Annotated in this window: 16 protein-coding genes and 3 tRNA genes; 13 read left to right on the top strand and 6 right to left on the bottom strand. The window is 61.2% G+C overall.

Features of this window, described 5'->3' with window-relative positions; genetic code table 11:
• The first annotated feature begins 50 nt into the window (after positions 1-50).
• Positions 51-266 (top strand): phosphate starvation-inducible protein PsiF, encoded by a 216-nt coding sequence (locus KF794_05450; protein ID QYK46137.1) that lies wholly within the window; start codon positions 51-53, stop codon positions 264-266.
• Between the two features lie 247 nt (positions 267-513).
• On the top strand, positions 514-1,023 hold the full coding sequence (locus KF794_05455) for a ferritin-like domain-containing protein (protein QYK46138.1): 510 nt from the start codon (positions 514-516) through the stop codon (positions 1,021-1,023).
• A 120-nt stretch (positions 1,024-1,143) separates the two neighbouring features.
• Here the strand turns inward: KF794_05455 and KF794_05460 are convergent, their stop codons facing one another.
• From KF794_05460 to KF794_05470, 3 genes are all read right to left on the bottom strand, one after another.
• Positions 1,144-1,488, bottom strand: coding sequence for a 2Fe-2S iron-sulfur cluster binding domain-containing protein (locus tag KF794_05460; GenBank protein ID QYK46139.1), 345 nt, complete (start codon positions 1,486-1,488; stop codon positions 1,144-1,146).
• Between the two features lie 137 nt (positions 1,489-1,625).
• Positions 1,626-1,700 (bottom strand) — tRNA-Glu (locus tag KF794_05465).
• 77 nt (positions 1,701-1,777) lie between these two features.
• Positions 1,778-2,236 (bottom strand): lactoylglutathione lyase, encoded by a 459-nt coding sequence (locus KF794_05470; protein QYK46140.1) that lies wholly within the window; start codon positions 2,234-2,236, stop codon positions 1,778-1,780.
• A 50-nt stretch (positions 2,237-2,286) separates the two neighbouring features.
• On the opposite strand from KF794_05470, the gene KF794_05475 reads away from it, so the two are divergent.
• The 6 genes from KF794_05475 (at position 2,287) to KF794_05500 (ending at position 4,899) form a co-directional block, all read left to right on the top strand.
• The gene (locus KF794_05475; protein ID QYK46141.1) at positions 2,287-3,051 is read left to right on the top strand and encodes a Sir2 family NAD-dependent protein deacetylase; all 765 of its coding nucleotides are present in this window, start codon (positions 2,287-2,289) and stop codon (positions 3,049-3,051) included.
• Positions 3,052-3,214: 163 nt separating this feature from the next.
• Complete coding sequence (locus tag KF794_05480) at positions 3,215-3,811, top strand: CspA family cold shock protein (GenBank protein QYK46142.1); 597 nt, start codon at positions 3,215-3,217, stop codon at positions 3,809-3,811.
• Between the two features lie 11 nt (positions 3,812-3,822).
• Positions 3,823-4,320, top strand: a complete 498-nt coding sequence (locus KF794_05485) for a DUF192 domain-containing protein (GenBank protein ID QYK46143.1) — start codon at positions 3,823-3,825, stop codon at positions 4,318-4,320.
• A gap of 56 nt (positions 4,321-4,376) precedes the next feature.
• Positions 4,377-4,453: transfer RNA gene (locus tag KF794_05490), tRNA-Pro, on the top strand.
• Between the two features lie 23 nt (positions 4,454-4,476).
• Positions 4,477-4,782, top strand: a complete 306-nt coding sequence (locus KF794_05495) for an ETC complex I subunit (protein ID QYK46144.1) — start codon at positions 4,477-4,479, stop codon at positions 4,780-4,782.
• A 40-nt stretch (positions 4,783-4,822) separates the two neighbouring features.
• Positions 4,823-4,899: transfer RNA gene (locus KF794_05500), tRNA-Arg, on the top strand.
• 47 nt (positions 4,900-4,946) lie between these two features.
• Here the strand turns inward: KF794_05500 and KF794_05505 are convergent.
• The 3 genes from KF794_05505 to KF794_05515 all read right to left on the bottom strand — a co-directional run bounded on the left by KF794_05505 (position 4,947) and on the right by KF794_05515 (position 9,491).
• Positions 4,947-5,873 carry a hydrolase gene (locus tag KF794_05505; protein ID QYK46145.1) on the bottom strand — a complete coding sequence of 309 codons (927 nt, stop codon included), beginning with the start codon at positions 5,871-5,873 and terminating at the stop codon, positions 4,947-4,949.
• Between the two features lie 39 nt (positions 5,874-5,912).
• Positions 5,913-8,330, bottom strand: coding sequence for a hypothetical protein (locus KF794_05510; GenBank protein QYK46146.1), 2,418 nt, complete (start codon positions 8,328-8,330; stop codon positions 5,913-5,915).
• A 225-nt stretch (positions 8,331-8,555) separates the two neighbouring features.
• Positions 8,556-9,491, bottom strand: coding sequence for a LysR family transcriptional regulator (locus tag KF794_05515; protein QYK46147.1), 936 nt, complete (start codon positions 9,489-9,491; stop codon positions 8,556-8,558).
• A gap of 147 nt (positions 9,492-9,638) precedes the next feature.
• Between KF794_05515 and KF794_05520 the strand changes: the two genes are divergently transcribed.
• Genes KF794_05520 through KF794_05540 form a run of 5 tightly spaced genes read left to right on the top strand, consistent with a single transcriptional unit; the run spans position 9,639 to position 15,801 of the window.
• Positions 9,639-11,210, top strand: coding sequence for an ABC transporter substrate-binding protein (locus KF794_05520; GenBank protein QYK46148.1), 1,572 nt, complete (start codon positions 9,639-9,641; stop codon positions 11,208-11,210).
• Between the two features lie 16 nt (positions 11,211-11,226).
• On the top strand, positions 11,227-12,144 hold the full coding sequence (locus KF794_05525; protein QYK46149.1) for an ABC transporter permease: 918 nt from the start codon (positions 11,227-11,229) through the stop codon (positions 12,142-12,144).
• A 7-nt stretch (positions 12,145-12,151) separates the two neighbouring features.
• Positions 12,152-13,075 carry an ABC transporter permease gene (locus KF794_05530; GenBank protein QYK46150.1) on the top strand — a complete coding sequence of 308 codons (924 nt, stop codon included), beginning with the start codon at positions 12,152-12,154 and terminating at the stop codon, positions 13,073-13,075.
• 4 nt (positions 13,076-13,079) lie between these two features.
• A complete protein-coding gene (locus tag KF794_05535) occupies positions 13,080-14,951 on the top strand; it encodes an ABC transporter ATP-binding protein (GenBank protein ID QYK46151.1) in 1,872 nt (623 codons plus the stop codon).
• Between the two features lie 16 nt (positions 14,952-14,967).
• On the top strand, positions 14,968-15,801 hold the full coding sequence (locus KF794_05540; protein ID QYK46152.1) for an alpha/beta hydrolase: 834 nt from the start codon (positions 14,968-14,970) through the stop codon (positions 15,799-15,801).
• Positions 15,802-15,858 lie beyond the last annotated feature (57 nt).

Raw genomic sequence — 15,858 nt, forward strand, 5'->3', positions numbered from 1 at the left:
ACGCGCCTATGACGCGCGCATCGGCGCCATTCGCGCCTGGGAGATGCTCCATGAAATACCTGTACGCCGCATTGCTTGCGTTTGCCGTTGTCGCCGTCGCGCCCGCCGCCGATGCGCAGACCACCAAGACTTCGCCGTGGAAGACCTACACGAAGGAACAGAAGGCCGCGAAGTCGAAGGAATGTTCGCTGCTCGCCGACCAGCAAGGACTGAAAGGCAAGAAGCGCCGTTCGTTCCGCAACAAATGCAAGCACAGCGCGAACTGATCGCTTTCAGGTTTTGAATTGAAGACGCCGGAGACGAAAGTCTCCGGCGTTGTTTTTTATGTTCCGGTTCTTCTCCGCGAAATCCTTCGCAGGATCGAAGGGAAATCATCCAGACAGAGTCGCTGATCCGACTTTCGCGGACGATTTTTATTTGGGTGGCTCTCTCGCGTCGGAACTGTCCGGGGCGATGCAAGTTTCGGAAAGCAGGGCGCGCACTGCGCCGGTTCCGAACCCGTGGGAGAATGATATGGGTCTTTTCTCGAAAGATATCAAAACGATGGACGATCTGTTCCTGCATGTCGTGCAGGACGTTTATTATGCGGAGCAGCAAATTCTCAAATCACTGCCCGATATGATCGAGCTTGCGACGAACCGCGACCTGTCGGCCGGGTTGCGCGCACACAAGGACGAGACGGAAAAACAGATCGGCCGGCTCGAAGAAGTATTCAAGGCGCTCGGCAAGGAACCGAAGGGCGTCAACTGCCCCGCGATTGACGGTATCCTGAAGGAGGCCAAGGAGCTTACCGGAGAAGTGGCGGACAAGCAGGTGCTCGACGCGGCGATTATCGCGGCGGCGCAGGCGGTCGAACACTACGAAATAACGCGCTACGGCACGTTGATCGCATGGGCCAATGAGCTCGGACGGGACAATGTCGTGCGTCTCCTTACGACGAACCTGAACGAGGAGAAATCCGCAGACAAAAAGCTTACGACCGTCGCTGAGTCGCGCGGTGTAAACCGCAAGGCGGCGAGCTGAGCTTCGGCTGCATTTGAAAAAAAGAAAAAGCCGGAGACGGAAGTCTCCGGCGTTTCTTCATTGATGCACGATCGTATAAAATAAATCTTATGCAAAAGACCGCGGGTGGTTCTTGCTCGTCTACCCGGCGTTTTGCAAAACTTTCGAATTGGCCTCCGACCCCGGCGCAAGTTGAACGCGCAACCCGTCGAGTTCCGCTCTCATCAAGATCTGGCAGGAGAGGCGGGAGTTGGGGCGTACGGCCATCGCATCGTCCAGCCGGCCGGTCTCTTCGGGCGTCGGCGGCGCAAGACGCGCAAGCCATACAGGGTCGACATAGACATGACAGGTCGCGCAGGCGGCGGCCCCGCCGCACTCCGCCTTGATAGGCAGGCTCCAGTCTCGGATAATCTCCATTACCCGCCAGCCTTCGAGCGCCTCGAGTTTATGTTCGCGGCCGTCGAAATCGGTGACGAGAATGTGCATGGAAACTTTTGCGGGCAGGCAGAGGAAATGACGCTGCCGGGCGCAGCGCATTTTTTTAAATGCGCTTTCCGTCCGCGTTCCTTGATTTAGGACAACGCGTTCCGGATGCGGCGTAAAATAATGAGATAAAGAGAAACTGGCGCTCCCTAAGGGAGTCGAACCCTTCTTTCCAGAATGAAAATCTGGCGTCCTAACCGATAGACGAAGGGAGCGCTGGGCTGGCCTAAGGCCGAACCGCGGTCCTTATAGGAAAGCATCCCGGCCGGCACAAGCGCGCAAAAATGCCGCTTTACCAATGGCCTGTATTGGGCATGGAGGCCCAGGGTTCCTGTTTGGGCAGGGCTTTTCCCTTCTGGAGCAACTCGATCGAGTGCCGGTCCGGGGAGCGGATGAAGGCCATCTGGCCGTCGCGGGGCGGGCGGTTGATGGTGACGCCTGCCTTCATCAACCTGTCGCAGGCGGCGTAGATGTCGTCGACCTCGTAGGCGAGGTGGCCAAAATAGCGCGCCTCGCTCATGTCCTCGTCGCCCTCCCAGTTATATGTAAGTTCGACCAGCGGTGCGGGGCGGCCGGCGCTCCGGCTGTCTGCGACCAGCGTCTCGTCCTCCGGGGCGGCAAGGAAAACCAGCGTGAACTTGCCCGCCTCGTTCTCGATACGGAACGACTCCTTCAGGCCGAGCTTGTTGACGTAGAAATCGAGCGCGCGGTCGAGGTCGCGGACGCGAAGCATGGTGTGAAGGTAGCGCATGGGTTGCCTAACTCCTGAAACGCGGATTGGATGCCGGACCGGAAAGTAGAATGATCGCGCCCGACCGCAAAACTGCAAAAGCCCGCCTGTCGGAACTTGTACGCAACGCGCGCCGCGGCGTCGCCTTCACCGGGGCCGGGATTTCAACCGAGAGCGGTATTCCGGATTTCCGCTCGCCAGGCGGCCTCTGGACCAAGAACCAGCCGATTCCGTTCGACCAGTTTCTCGCAAGCAAAGACATGCGCGACGAGGCATGGCGCCGCAAATTTGCAATGGAGGATTCCTTCCGCGCCGCAAAACCCGGACGCGGGCATCGCGCGCTCGCAAAACTGGTAGGGAGCGGAAAGTTCTCGTCGATCATCACGCAGAATATCGACAACCTGCATCAGCAGTCCGGCGTTCCGGCGGACAAGGTGATCGAACTGCACGGCAACGGCAGTTATGCCACCTGTCTGGACTGTGGAATCCGCTACGAACTCGACTGGGTGAAGGAACGCTTTGTCGCAGGCAACGAATCCGCGCCCGATTGCGCCGATTGCGGAGGGCCGGTGAAGTCCGCGACCATCTCTTTCGGCCAGAGCATGCCGGAAGAACCGATGCGTTTGGCGGAAATTGAAACAAAAGCCGCCGATTTGTTCCTCGCGGTCGGCTCATCGCTGGTGGTTTGGCCTGCAGCGGGCTTTCCGGTCATGGCCAAGCGTAACGGCGCGGCACTGGTAATCCTCAACCGTGAGGAGACGGACCTCGATGACATCGCCGATCTGGTGATTCGGGACGACATCGGCGATGTACTGGAAGTGTTCCTCGACGCCTGATGCAATCATGCTGTGCATGATCCAGTGCATTTCTCGAAAGTCGCGTTGCAAACGAAACAAATACGCTTTTTGATATTTCCAATACGTGAAGCGATGTTATCGTTGTATTGCGACGAATCGGCGTTTTGCCGGTTGTCAGAACAAGCGGCTGAGTTGAAGCGTCATGGGGTCGGACCGGCTGGGGTCTAAGTTCGCCGAAGGCGAGCAGGGGACGCGGATCGAGGATCTCACCGAAGAAGCTCCGGTGGGACTGATCGAGATAACGGGCCATATCAAGTGGTTCGATGTCGCGAAGGGTTTTGGCTTCATCATTCCAGACAACGGTATGCCAGACGTGCTGCTGCACGTTACCTGCCTGCGCCGCGACGGTTTCCAGACCGCGCATGAAGGCGCGCGGGTGGTGTGCGAAGTGCTGGAGCGGCCGAAGGGCTACCAGTGCTTCCGAGTCGTCTCGATGGATGACTCCACAGCGCTGCACCCTTCGCAGATGCCGCCACCGCGCACGCATGTTTCGGTCACGCCGACCAGCGGACTGGAACGCGCTTGGGTGAAGTGGTTCAACCGTCTGCGGGGCTTTGGCTTCCTGACGCGCGGCGACGACACGCCAGACATCTTTGTCCACATGGAAACGCTGCGCCGCTTCGGCATGACCGAGTTGCGTCCCGGCCAGGTCGTGCTGGTGCGCTTTGGCGACGGACCAAAGGGCCTTATGGCCGCCGAAGTCCGGCCCGATATGGGAAGCGGCCTCAACTCCCACTGACGGGACATCCGATGCGTATTCTGCGTTCGTCAGGGGCGGCCCGCGTTGCCGCCCTTTTGCTTTTTGCAGTCTTTGTCTTCCTGCCGACGCAAAGCGGTCGCGCGCAACAAGCGCAGCCGAAGCCGGAAACCTTTGAGAAGCTGGAAATCGCAACCAAGTCCGGCGTGCATGTTTTCGACATCGAGTTCGCGGATACGGACTACAAGCGCCGCGTCGGCCTGATGTTCCGCAAAGAGCTGCCGCAGGGGCAGGGCATGCTGTTCGACTTCGACCGCGAGCGCGGCGTCGCGATGTGGATGCAGAATACCTACGTGTCGCTCGATATGATCTTCATCCGCGCTGACGGCACCATCGCGAATATCGCCCAGTTCACGACACCGTTGTCCGAGGCGACCATCCTTTCCGACGGGCCGGTGAAGGGCGTGCTGGAGGTGGTAGCGGGGACTGCGCTCCGCCTCGGTATCGCGCCGGGGGACAAGGTCTCGCACCGGATTTTCGATAAGAAATAGCGGGTAGAATGGCTGCCTTGCCGGGGCCGGGCTGCTCCTGTAAGCCCTCGGCGAAACGGGGCGTAGCGCAGCCTGGTAGCGCATCTGCTTTGGGAGCAGAGGGTCGTGTGTTCGAATCACACCGCCCCGACCAACACGGGAAGACGAGAGACGACGATGATTGCGCGCATCTACAAACCGGCCAAGACGGCGATGCAGTCCGGCGAGGCCCGCACGAAAAACTGGGTGCTCGATTACGAGCCGGAAGCGCCGCGCCGCGTCGAGCCGCTGATGGGCTGGACCTCTTCCACAGACATGCGCCAGCAGGTGCGGTTGCGTTTCGCCAGCAAGGAAGACGCGGTCGCGTATTGCGAGAAGAACAATATCGCCTATCAGGTTTCCGAGCCGCATACGAAGGCCGAGAAGAAGATCGCCTACGCCGACAATTTTTCGTTCAGACGCATGGGCCAGTGGACGCACTGAGCTACTTTTTTCGCGTCGCTGTCCCTAAAATCCTGGTTACGGCCCCGTAGCTCAGCGGATTAGAGCAGCAGCCTTCTAAGCTGTTGGTCGCAGGTTCGATTCCTGCCGGGGTCGCCAATCTTTCAATTTACAAACTGGCTTCCAACCTATCCTGAATAACGCGATCAGCGTCCCTTGAGGATTTCCGCTGCTGCAGGCGCCATGTCTTCGTTCTCATGGCCCGCGCCGGGTACTTCCCTGAGCTGCCAGGCAAATGGAGCGCCGATGCGCCGGGCAACGGAAGCAGCGCGCTTGAAATAGAAATGGCCGCGCTCGTAGCGGTTCGCGCCCTGTGCGCGCGTCTGTCTGTTGTCGCGGATGATGCCGGTGGTGCGCCGGTCGTCCTGTCCGAGCAGGAGCGTGAACCTTGTACCGAAGGCGCCGCGCAGCGTGTCCTGCGGGATCGGGGCATTCTTCAGGCCATAGGGATAGGCGAACTCGTCGTCGGGCAGGAGATACCAGCCCGGATTTGCCGCGACTGCGCGCTCGATGTAGCGACCGCCACTATGCAGCACATAGCGCTGCACGAATTGCGCGCCAGCACCGTGACCGTAAATCGAAAACTGGCGGCGGTTGCTGCCGGCCATCGCGACGGCCTGACGGAAGCCCTGTTCGACGGCGCCGAAGCCGGAATCCTGCCAGCGGATCGGCTCCAGTGTTCTTGTCCTGACGTTTCCGAACTGGAACTGCCACGAAGTCGGCCACTGATGCTCGACGAATTCCGGAACGAGCAAGAGCGCGCCCGCATCCTCCGCGAGTTTGAGCCAGACATCGTAGTAATCGAATGCACTATGCTCCGCCACATCGCGGCGCGCGCCGTGGATGACGACCCAGACCGGACTATTCGCCGTGAATGATTTCGGGCGATAGGTGAAGACGTTCATCGGCCCGCGCGCAACGTAAATCGTGAACTTGCCTTCGCCGGGCGGAATGGCCTGTTGCTGCTGCGCTGCCGCGCCCGTTGTGAGCACGTTTGGCACGAAGGTTTGCAGGCACAAGGCCGCCAGCAGCATGACGCAGGTGGCGGTGAGCACTCTGTTGAATCTCTTCATTGGCCTGTTCCGAACTTCGCCCTGTCAGAGCGTATCCCGTTAGAATTTTATCCGCACGCCGGAATAAACGAGGTTGATGTCGTTGATGGGCGCAGGCGAGGCGATGCTGCCCGCGGGTGGTCCGGTGACGTCGCGCAGGCCTTCCACATTGAACGAGTAACAGCGGAAGCCGAAATAAAGCTGCGCGTTGTAGGCGTCGAGGTCCTGCATGAAACCGGCGCCGAGCATATTGAGCCTGCTCGACGTGACAACGATCGGGCCGGCTTCGCGCAGCCCGGTGATGCCGTCGCTGGCGTTCGCGACCTCGGCAAAGAGCTTGGTTTCACCGAAGGAAACGAACTGCCTGCGCAGGCCGGTCTTCAGGTAGGTGTAGACGAGGTCCGGACGATGCGTGCCCGGAATTGCTACGCCGGCGAGGTTCACCTGATTTTCGCCGAACACCGCCTGGTTGGAGGTGTCGTTGCCGCGGAACTGACGCTTCACGAAAGCGGTCGTGACGAATAGCCCGGTCGGCGTATGCAGCAAGCTCGCGCCGCCTTTCCATTCGGTGCGGTCGCGCGTGTTGCCGAGGGCAGCGCGCTCGCCTGCATCGGTGTCGTGCAGGTAGCCGATGCTCGCGCGGAATTGCCAGTTCACAAGGTCGGCGCGATAGCGCAGCGCAGTGTCCCAGAATTGATCGCGGCCGGAGAAGGAAAGCTCGAAGCCGCTAATCGTTGGCGTTTCGTAACGGATGACACGGCGGCGCAACGTGTCGATGGTGGCGCTGCCGAGGAAGTCGCCGATCGTAGTGCGATCGATGATGCTCCCGTTTCCTAAGTCCAGATCGTCGGTGGCTCGCAGCATCAGGTCGCCGCCGATCAGAGCGATGTTGGCGGAGGCCGCGCCGTTGGTGCCGCTCAGGTCGGTCAGTACGACGCCATCCGTCGCGGTCGAGGTCTGGCCGAAGGTAATCTTGCCGTAGCGGTTGCTCCGAATCCACATGTCGAGATAGCGAAGCTCGGGGCTGAAGTTGCTTTCACCTCCGGGGAGGAACTGGTTTACAGCAATGGAGCGGTACTGGTTCACACCGCCTTCGATATTCGCGCCGATGGTCCAGCCGCGATCCAGTTCGGCTGCCAGCTTGACGCCGAAGATCGATGGGGCCGAGGTGTTGTCGACGAGGCGGGTCGCGCGTTGCACGCCATCGTTCCACGACAGCATCATCCGGTTGACTTCACCATACAGGGTGACCGGGATCGGAGTAGGTCCGTTGAATTCCTGGATGCGGCCTTCGAGGAAACGCTTTGCCATCGGTGGCGGCGAGAACGCGGCTGCGGTGTCGAGTTGAATCGTAACGCCAGCCTGAATGCCGTAATAGAAAACGCGGTTATTTGCGCGAAGATCGAGATCCTGCAGGTCGGTGACGGTGCCGAAATGCGGGAAGGCGGTGCTGACGTTGTTCAGCCACATGAACGTGCCGCCGACATTGAAGGTAACGCCGCGCCCCAGCGGAATCTCGACACGAGGATTGACCTCGACCACCTGCGAGAACTTGAAGCCGTCGGTGAAGTTCTGCTGCGCGCGTGCCTGGGTCTGGTTGCGCGAAAGGAACGAGCGTTCGCGCTCGACGAAATTCCCGAGGAAGCCGATCTTGGCGTTGCCGCCGATGCGGATGCCGCTGCCGATATCGAACATGCGGTCGAAACCGATCTGCGGCCCCAGCATGTAGTTGCGGGTCTGGACCGTGACGGCGTCGATGGCCGTAGTCGAACCGAAACGTTGCGTGACGGTCGAGAGATCTTCCCCGTAATAAAGTCCGCGAATGCCGAACGTCACGCCGGGAATGCCGAAGGCTTCCTTCACGCTGGCTTCGCCGCCGAACAGGTGGCTGCTGTGGCTGACGTAAAGCTGCGAGATCGCGTTCGAGTTGATGTAGTTCGAGATGTCACCGCCCGGATCGTTCCCGTAGATGGCGTTCGTCCGCAACGATGCCCCGCCGGCGGTGCCGGTGCTGAGACCGGTGAACAGGCTCTGCGTTACCTGCGGGAAGCCGAAGAACGCGGAGAACTCGACAGGCTGCTGGAGAATTTCGGTTTCGAGTCTGGCTCTCAGGGCGGGAGCCAGCGTCTTGTCGTTCAGCAAGTCCGTCGAGGTGAGGGGCACATACGGCGTTGCGCCGAACGGTCCCGTCAGCGGGATCGCGTTAGGACTCTTGCGATAGAGGTTCAGCCACTCGAGGGTCAGGTTGGTCGCGAACGGCGCGTCGTCTACATCCGCGCGGCGCACGGGACGCGGGCTGAGCGTGAGCAAATCCAGTAAAGGCGGAAGCTCGAACAGACCTGCGGAACGATTGTCTCGATCCTGTGCGCTTGCGGGAAACGCGGACGCGATCGTGCCGAACAGCGCGAACAGGCCGCCCGCCGTAACGGCACGCAAACGCCGCCGGTCAAGGCCAATGGATTGATGAACCTGGCGCACCCTGTATTCCCCCCACGTCATGCCGGCGAAGCGACATTTTTTCTTTTCGGAGCTTTGCTCTCTTATTGGGCGCTATTGTCCGCGACGGGTTTTCAGAAGAAAAATTGAAATAGGGCAACATTTACTGCGAAAACCAGAAGGGTCGCAGAAAAGCGATTATATTTCAGCGTATTGCCGAAGGTTAACACTACCTTACCAAATGCGTGTCGAGGCCCGCTGGCCGTATCAGGTTAGGGGGACGATGGCGCTCTTGTAGTGCGCGTCGCGCATCCTCAGGTTTTCGATGACGCGCTTCAGGCAATCGAGGAAGTGCTCGGCATGCGCGGAAAGCGTACTGCCGCGGTGCTGGATATAGCCGAACGAAATCCACCGCTCCGGATCGATGGGACGCAAGGTGAGGCCATTAAGGTCTATTGCCTGTGCGCAGACGCGATCGAGAATCGCGATGCCCGCGCCGTCGCGCACCATCTGGCACGCCATGAGCGAGGAGCGCGTTTCGACGGAATAGGACGGCACCGCGCCGCCGGAGCGGAAGAAATCGTCGATCTGCTGCCGCCAGATCTGGCTCGGCCATAGTCCGAGCATTGGATATGGCGCGAGGTCGGCGGCGGTAAGCTGCTTCTTCTTAGCCAGCGGGTGATCGTCCGGCAGCAACGCCTCGGCGCGAACGCGCACCAGCGGCTTGTTGTCGATCTCGATCAGCGAATGCGACACCGGCAGGGAGACGATGCCGAGATCGTATCGCCGCGTGCCGATGCGGTTTTCCAGGTCGAAGCGCGATTGAACGTCCACGATGCAATGCACGCCCGGCGACTCCCGCTGCATCAACGCCAGCGCGGGTGAAACAAGGCCCTGGCCGATACGCGGCGCGGTAACGAGACGGAAGTGGCCGCCGGTCTTCGCCTTGATGTCGCTGATGATGCGCGGGATTTCGTCGAAGCCAGCGAGCAGGTGTTCGGCCTGCCGGTAGAACGCTTCGCCTTCGGGCGTCAGCGTCAGCCGCCGCCGCGTGCGGTAAAACAACTGCAACTTGGTCTCGTGTTCGAGCAGGGAAATGAGGCGGCTCACCGCCGGCTGGCTAAGGTGCAGAGACTTCGCAGCGGCCGCGAGCGAACCGTTCACGACCACCAGCCGGAATGCCTTGAGCGCCTTTACATTCATCCTGCCCCCGAATGGCAAGCGGTTGTAAAATATAGAAGATTTATAGAGCCATCACATTAACGGAAGCATTCATTCGTTATTTCACATTTTGTTTCCGTTCGGGGTCGCTAACATGCAGCCAAGCCGACAACAAGAGCGAACAAGAAAATGCTGGGAGGTACGGCCCGGAAGAATGCGTTGACGGCGCTCGCCGCCGTTTGCCTTGTCGTGTTCTGCTGGCGTCCCGCTTACGCGGGACCGGCGAACGACACGCTGGTTGTTGCCATCGAAGGTGAGATTCCGACGCTCGATCATCTCTACACGACGGCGCGCGACACCATCGTGCTTGCCGAACTGACCGACGATGGCCTGTTCTATGCCGATCCCGACACGCTGGGTTATGTACCGGCTGCCGCGCAATCTTATGTGCAAGTCAACGACACCACCATCGACGTGACGATCCGGCCGGGCGTCCGCTTTCACGACGGTTCGCCGCTGACCGCCGACGATGTGGTCTACACTTATAGTTGGGTGCTGCACCCGGACTCCAAGACCAACCGCGGCCGCGTGATCGCGGCGTGGCTGGACCGGGTCGAACGCACCGGTCCGATGACCGTGCGCTTTCACCTGAAGCATCCGTATCCGCTCGCGATCCGCGACATGGCGTTCAGCGTGCAGCTACGGAAGGCGGGCGCTTACCATGCAAGCGGCAGCGCCGACCCGAACGCGCAGGCGTTGAAGCTGAACGGCATCGGACCATACCGGGTGGTGGAGTTTCATCCCGGCAAGCGTGTCGTGCTGGAACGCTTCGATGGCTATTACGCCGAAAGCCCGAAGGGGCGGCCTGCGATCCGGAACGTTCTGTTCCGCACCATTCCCGACCTCAGCACGCAGCAAGCCGAACTCATCAGCGGCAACGTCGACTGGATGTATAATGTGCCGGCGGATGTCGCGAGCAACATCGGCGCGACAAAATACGCCACGCATTTGAGCGGTCCCACGCTGCGCGTGAACTTCATTCCGCTCGATGCCGCTGGATATACCGGCGCGGGAAATCCGCTGACCAAACTCGACGTGCGGCGCGCGTTGATTCACGCGATCAACCGGCAGGACATAGTGAAGTATCTGGTGCAGGGCGACGCGGAAGTCATCGACGCCGCCTGTCATCCGCTGCAATTCGGATGCGAGCAGGATGTCCATAAATATCCATACGATCCTGCCGAAGCGCGCCGTCTGCTGGCCGCGGCCGGTTATCCGCAAGGTTTCGAGGTCGAGCTTTGGGTCTATCGCGAACGGCAGGCAGCCGAGGCAATCGCCGCCGATCTCGCAAAGGTCGGCGTTCGCGTACGCCTGCGCTTCGTGACGCTGACCACGCTGAATCAGGCGCGGAAGAACCGGCGCGTACCGGCTTTCTTCGCCAGTTGGGAATCCGGGAGCACGGCCGACACTGCAACGATTGCGGAAGCGCACTGGTCGCTCAAGTCGGATCGCAACATGTCGAAGGACGAAATCGTTGCGAAACAGATGGAAGCCGCCGCCAGGACCATCGACCCGGAAGAACGCAAGCGCCTCTATAGCGCCGCGCTGAAACGGATCGCGGAACAGGCCTACTGGATTCCGCTCTACACCTATTCGCAGAACTATCTCGTTTCCAACAAGCTCGCCTATCCGGTTGCGAAGGACGGGCTGCCGCGGCTGTTCCGTGCGCGCTGGCGCGCAGACACCAAAGCCTCGCGGTAGGAAAGGAGAGAGGACGATGCTCCGTTACGCCGGCAAGCGCATAATCCTCGCGGTGATCGTCGCGCTGGCGGTTTCCTTTGCGGCGTTCTTTCTCCTGAGCATCGCCACCGACCCGGCGGCGGCGATTGCGGGCGAGGGTGCCGAACCGGAAGTGATCGACCACATCCGCGAACAACTTGGGCTGAACCGTCCGCTACTGGTGCAATACTGGAGCTGGCTCTCGGCGATTTTTCACGGCGATCTCGGCACCAGTTACTACTGGCGGCAGCCGGTCGGGGCGCTGATCCTCGAACATCTGCCGGTCACGCTGGCGCTCGCGCTCTCGGCGACTTTCGTGACGCTGATCGTCGCCATTCCGCTCGGCACTATAGCGGCGCTCTATCCGAACTCGCTGATCGACCGGGTTGCGCTTGCGGTAGCGGTGTCGGCGCAGGCAACGCCGACCTTCTGGCTCGCGCTGATCCTCATCATTGTGTTCGGCGTGATGCTGCCGATATTCCCGATCTCCGGCGATACGACGGCGCTGAGCTTCGTGCTGCCCGCGATCGTGCTGGGCGCGCACTCGGTTCCGGCGCTGATGCGGCTGACCCGGGTCGGCGTGCTCGACGTCATGGCCTCCGATTACATCCGGACCGCGCGCGCCAAGGGCTTCTACGGCTATCGCTTGCTGTCGCGGCAGGTGATGCGCAATGCGCTGCTGCCGGTCGTCAGCGTGCTGGCGGTGCAACTCGGCCACAAGCTCGGCGGCTCGGTCATCACCGAAACCGTGTTCGCCATGAACGGGCTGGGGCGTTTCGCGCTCCATTCGATCATCGGCGGCGACATACCGACCGTGCAGATGCTCGTGGTGCTTTTCGCAATGACCTTCATCGGCCTGACCCTGCTCGCGGACCTGCTCAACGCATGGCTCGATCCGCGCCTGCGGCTGACGTGAGGCGGCCATGAGCAACACCGATCTCACCTTGAAAGCGGCGACGGAAGCGGGCGGGGACCAGCGCCCCGCCGAACCTGCGCGCAAATCCAGCGCATGGCGAACCGCGTTGCATCACCCTGGTTTCATGGTGGGCCTCGTAATTCTGGTTACGCTGGTGCTGCTCGCGTTGCTTGCACCGCTGGTCTCTCCATACGATCCGTTCGATCAGCATTTGCCGCGTCGCCTGCTGCCGCCATTCTGGGTGGAAGGCGGCAACATGCAGCATCTGCTCGGCACGGATCATCTCGGCCGCGATTACCTCAGCCGCTTGCTGTACGGCGCGCGGATTTCGCTTTTGATCGGATTCGGTGCGGCGACCATCGGCTGCCTGCTCGGTGTCACGCTCGGCGTCTGCGCGGGCTATTTCGGCGGCCTGACGGACCGCGTCATCAGTTTTTTCCTCACCTGCCAGCTTGCGCTGCCGGGATTGTTGCTGGCGATGGCGCTCGTATTCCTGATCGGGCCTTCCGTGATCGTGGTGATCTGCGTCATCGGCTTGTTGCACTGGAGTTACTATCTGGTCGTGACGCGCGCCGCGACGCAGAAAATCCGCGATCTCGAATATGTCACCGCCGCGCACGCCATCGGCTCAAACCGCTGGCAGATCATGACCGTCGAGATTCTTCCGAACCTGCTCAGTGAAATCATTGTGATCTTTTCGCTGGAGGTGGGCGTCGCGGTGCTCGCGGAAGCCGCGTTGTCTTTCCTCGGCGTCGGCATCCAGCCGCCGATCCCCTCGTGGGGGCTGATGATCGCGGAAGGCAAGACCTCGGTATTTCTCAGGCCGTGGCTCGTCATTCTGCCCGGCATGTTCATTTTCCTGCTCGTGCTCGCGGCCAACCTGATCGGCGACGGCTTGCGCGACATGCTCAGCGCAAAAAGCGGAAGATGATGCGATGAGCGCAACGCAATCTCCGCTTCTCGATGTCCGCGATCTCGCCGTCACCTTGCCGGTGCGCGAGAGTAATTTGCACGCCGTGCGCGGCGTGAGCTTCTCGCTGGAGCGGGGCGAGGCGCTCGGCATCGTCGGCGAATCCGGCAGCGGCAAGTCGATGACTTCGCTGGCGCTGATGAACCTCCTGCCGAAGAATGCAGTCCGCAAGGCTTCGGTGCTGCGCCTCGGCGAGCATGATCTGCTCGCGATGGACCGGATCGAGTTCGCGAAATCCGTCGCCGCGCGCCGCATGGCGATGATCTTTCAGGAGCCGATGACTTCGCTGAACCCGGTCTACACCATCGGGCGGCAACTGATCGAAACCATGACGATGCACGGCACTGCCGGGCCGAAAGAAGCTCGCGAACGCGCGGTCTATCTGCTCGACCGGATCGGCGTGCCGGATGCGGCCAACCGGCTTGCACAATATCCGCACGAACTTTCGGGCGGCCTCCGCCAGCGCGTAATGATTGCGATGATGCTGATGAACGCGCCCGATCTCCTGATCGCGGACGAGCCGACCACGGCGCTCGACGTGACCGTGCAGGCCAGCATCCTTCATCTGCTCGCCGAGCTTCGCAAGGAACTCGGCATGGCGCTCATTCTCGTCAGCCACGACCTCGGCGTCGTTTCGCAGAGCGTGGACAAGATCGCGGTGATGTATGCCGGCGAACTGATCGAAACCGGCACGGTAGAGAATGTGCTGCGCACGCCACAGCATCCCTATACGCGCGGCTTGCTCGCTTCGATTCCCGCCGCGCGCCGCGAGGGCGAGCGGCTGCAAAGTATTCCGGGTTCCGTGCCGCCGCTGTTCGCCTTGCCGCCGGGCTGCACCTTCGCCGGGCGTTGCGCGTTTGCCGAAGATATATGCCGTTCGGCGCCGCCACCGATGCGGGAGGCGGGCAGCGGTCATCTCTATCGTTGCGTGCTGCCGCCCGGCCATGCAGGCAGCAGCGTGAGCGTGCCGGCGCAAGTCCTGCCGCTGCGAAAGGACCGTGTTGCAAAAAGCCTGCTCTCCGCAGAGGGCGTAAGCCGCACCTTCATCGTGCGCTCAGGCCTGTTTGGTAAGGGCAAGGCGCTCAAGGCAGTCGATGATGTATCGCTCGATGTTGCGCAGGGCGAGATCGTGGCGCTGGTCGGAGAATCCGGCAGCGGCAAGAGTACGCTCGCGCGCATCCTCCTTGGCTTGCAGGAATGCGATGAAGGCGAAGTGTTCATCGCCGGGCAGCCGCTACACGCGATCACGCCATTCGAACGCGCCAAGCTGGTGCAGCCGGTATTTCAGGACCCGTATTCGTCGTTGAACCCGCGCAAGACCATCGGCCAGATCATCATGCGCCCGCTGGAGCTGCACGGCGTCGGCAATGCACAGGAGCGCCAGAAGGAAGCAGAACGCATCATCGAACTGGTCGGCCTGCCGAAGCGCTTGTTGCAGAACTATCCGCCACAGCTTTCGGGCGGTCAGCGGCAGCGCGTGGCGATCGCGCGCGCGATCATCCTCAAGCCGAAGATTCTGGTTTGCGACGAGCCGACTTCGGCGCTCGACGTGTCGGTGCAGGCGCAAATCCTGAACCTGCTGCTAGACCTTCGCGACGAACTGGGGCTGTCTTATCTGCTCATCACCCACGATCTTGCCGTGGTGAAATCCATCGCGATGCGGGTTGCGGTGATGTATCGTGGGCGGATTGTCGAGATCGGCGACAAAGATACGGTCCTGTCATCGCCGCGGGATTCCTATACACAAAACTTGCTGCGCTCCGTGCAGACCATGAAATTCACCGCCGCCGAACGGACGGCGCCGAACAACACTGCGGCTCCGGCCGCGGCCCGCTAGAGGATTTCGAAGAAGTATGAGTCAGATGACGATGGTATCGGCCGGTCCGACGATCCCCGATCTGCACATTGCCCAGACGCCGCAGGGTGCCGTCAGCTTCCGCGAAGCGGGGAGTGGCCCGGCGCTTATCCTGTTGCACGGCATGAACGGCAGTTCGAAAAGCTGGTGCTACCAGTTCGAACCGTTCGCCCGCTCTTTCCGCACCATCGCATGGGATGCGCCGGGTTATGGCCGCTCCGATACGGTGGCGCCCGACGCGGATGCTTATGCAGCGCAGGTCGCGGCGCTCCTCGATTATCTCAAGGTCGAGCGCGCGCACGTCGTTGGGCACTCGATGGGCGGCGTAGTCGCGGAACGCTTCTGCGCGCGTTACCCAGAACGGGCGAAATGCCTTGTGCTGTCCGGTACGCACTGGGGCAACGCTGCGCCGCCGGATGCACCGCTTGCAGCGAAATACACGCGCAGGCTGGAAGAACTCGAAAGCCTCTCGCCGCGCGAGTATGGAGAAGCGCGCGCGCAGAAAATGCTGCCGCCTTCGTCTTCGCGCGAAGTCTTCGATCGTGTCGCGGGCATCGCGGCCGAAGCGAAGCGGGCAGGGCTGTTGAACGCCGGGCAGATGGTCGAGAAGGCGGATAATCGTCCGTTGTTGTCCTCGCTGAAACTGCCCGTGCTGATCGTCACCGGCGACAGCGATACCGTGGTGACGCCGCAACGCTCCGAAGCGATGAAAGAATATCTGCAGAGTGCTGCGAGCGCCAGCATTCCAGGCGTCGGCCATGCCGCCTATGTCGAGGCGCCGGATGCCTTCAATCCGATTGTTGAGCGCTTCATCAGGCAGCACGAAAAGTAGGTTGACCTGCATCAAGGCACGTATCGCGTTTGCAGGGAAAGACTACGGCGGTACGCC

This window comes from Xanthobacteraceae bacterium (assembly GCA_019454205.1).
GTDB lineage: Bacteria > Pseudomonadota > Alphaproteobacteria > Rhizobiales > Xanthobacteraceae.

Bases quoted from the DNA above. Each gene is read 5' to 3' on its own strand.
- KF794_05450 (QYK46137.1), top strand. From the start codon at position 51: ATGAAATACCTGTACGCCGCATTGCTTGCGTTTGCCGTTGTCGCCGTC.
- KF794_05455 (QYK46138.1), top strand. From the start codon at position 514: ATGGGTCTTTTCTCGAAAGATATCAAAACGATGGACGATCTGTTCCTG.
- KF794_05460 (QYK46139.1), bottom strand. From the start codon at position 1,488: ATGCACATTCTCGTCACCGATTTCGACGGCCGCGAACATAAACTCGAG.
- KF794_05470 (QYK46140.1), bottom strand. From the start codon at position 2,236: ATGCGCTACCTTCACACCATGCTTCGCGTCCGCGACCTCGACCGCGCG.
- KF794_05475 (QYK46141.1), top strand. From the start codon at position 2,287: ATGATCGCGCCCGACCGCAAAACTGCAAAAGCCCGCCTGTCGGAACTT.
- KF794_05480 (QYK46142.1), top strand. From the start codon at position 3,215: ATGGGGTCGGACCGGCTGGGGTCTAAGTTCGCCGAAGGCGAGCAGGGG.
- KF794_05485 (QYK46143.1), top strand. From the start codon at position 3,823: ATGCGTATTCTGCGTTCGTCAGGGGCGGCCCGCGTTGCCGCCCTTTTG.
- KF794_05495 (QYK46144.1), top strand. From the start codon at position 4,477: ATGATTGCGCGCATCTACAAACCGGCCAAGACGGCGATGCAGTCCGGC.
- KF794_05505 (QYK46145.1), bottom strand. From the start codon at position 5,873: ATGAAGAGATTCAACAGAGTGCTCACCGCCACCTGCGTCATGCTGCTG.
- KF794_05515 (QYK46147.1), bottom strand. From the start codon at position 9,491: ATGAATGTAAAGGCGCTCAAGGCATTCCGGCTGGTGGTCGTGAACGGT.
- KF794_05520 (QYK46148.1), top strand. From the start codon at position 9,639: ATGCTGGGAGGTACGGCCCGGAAGAATGCGTTGACGGCGCTCGCCGCC.
- KF794_05525 (QYK46149.1), top strand. From the start codon at position 11,227: ATGCTCCGTTACGCCGGCAAGCGCATAATCCTCGCGGTGATCGTCGCG.
- KF794_05530 (QYK46150.1), top strand. From the start codon at position 12,152: ATGAGCAACACCGATCTCACCTTGAAAGCGGCGACGGAAGCGGGCGGG.
- KF794_05535 (QYK46151.1), top strand. From the start codon at position 13,080: ATGAGCGCAACGCAATCTCCGCTTCTCGATGTCCGCGATCTCGCCGTC.
- KF794_05540 (QYK46152.1), top strand. From the start codon at position 14,968: ATGAGTCAGATGACGATGGTATCGGCCGGTCCGACGATCCCCGATCTG.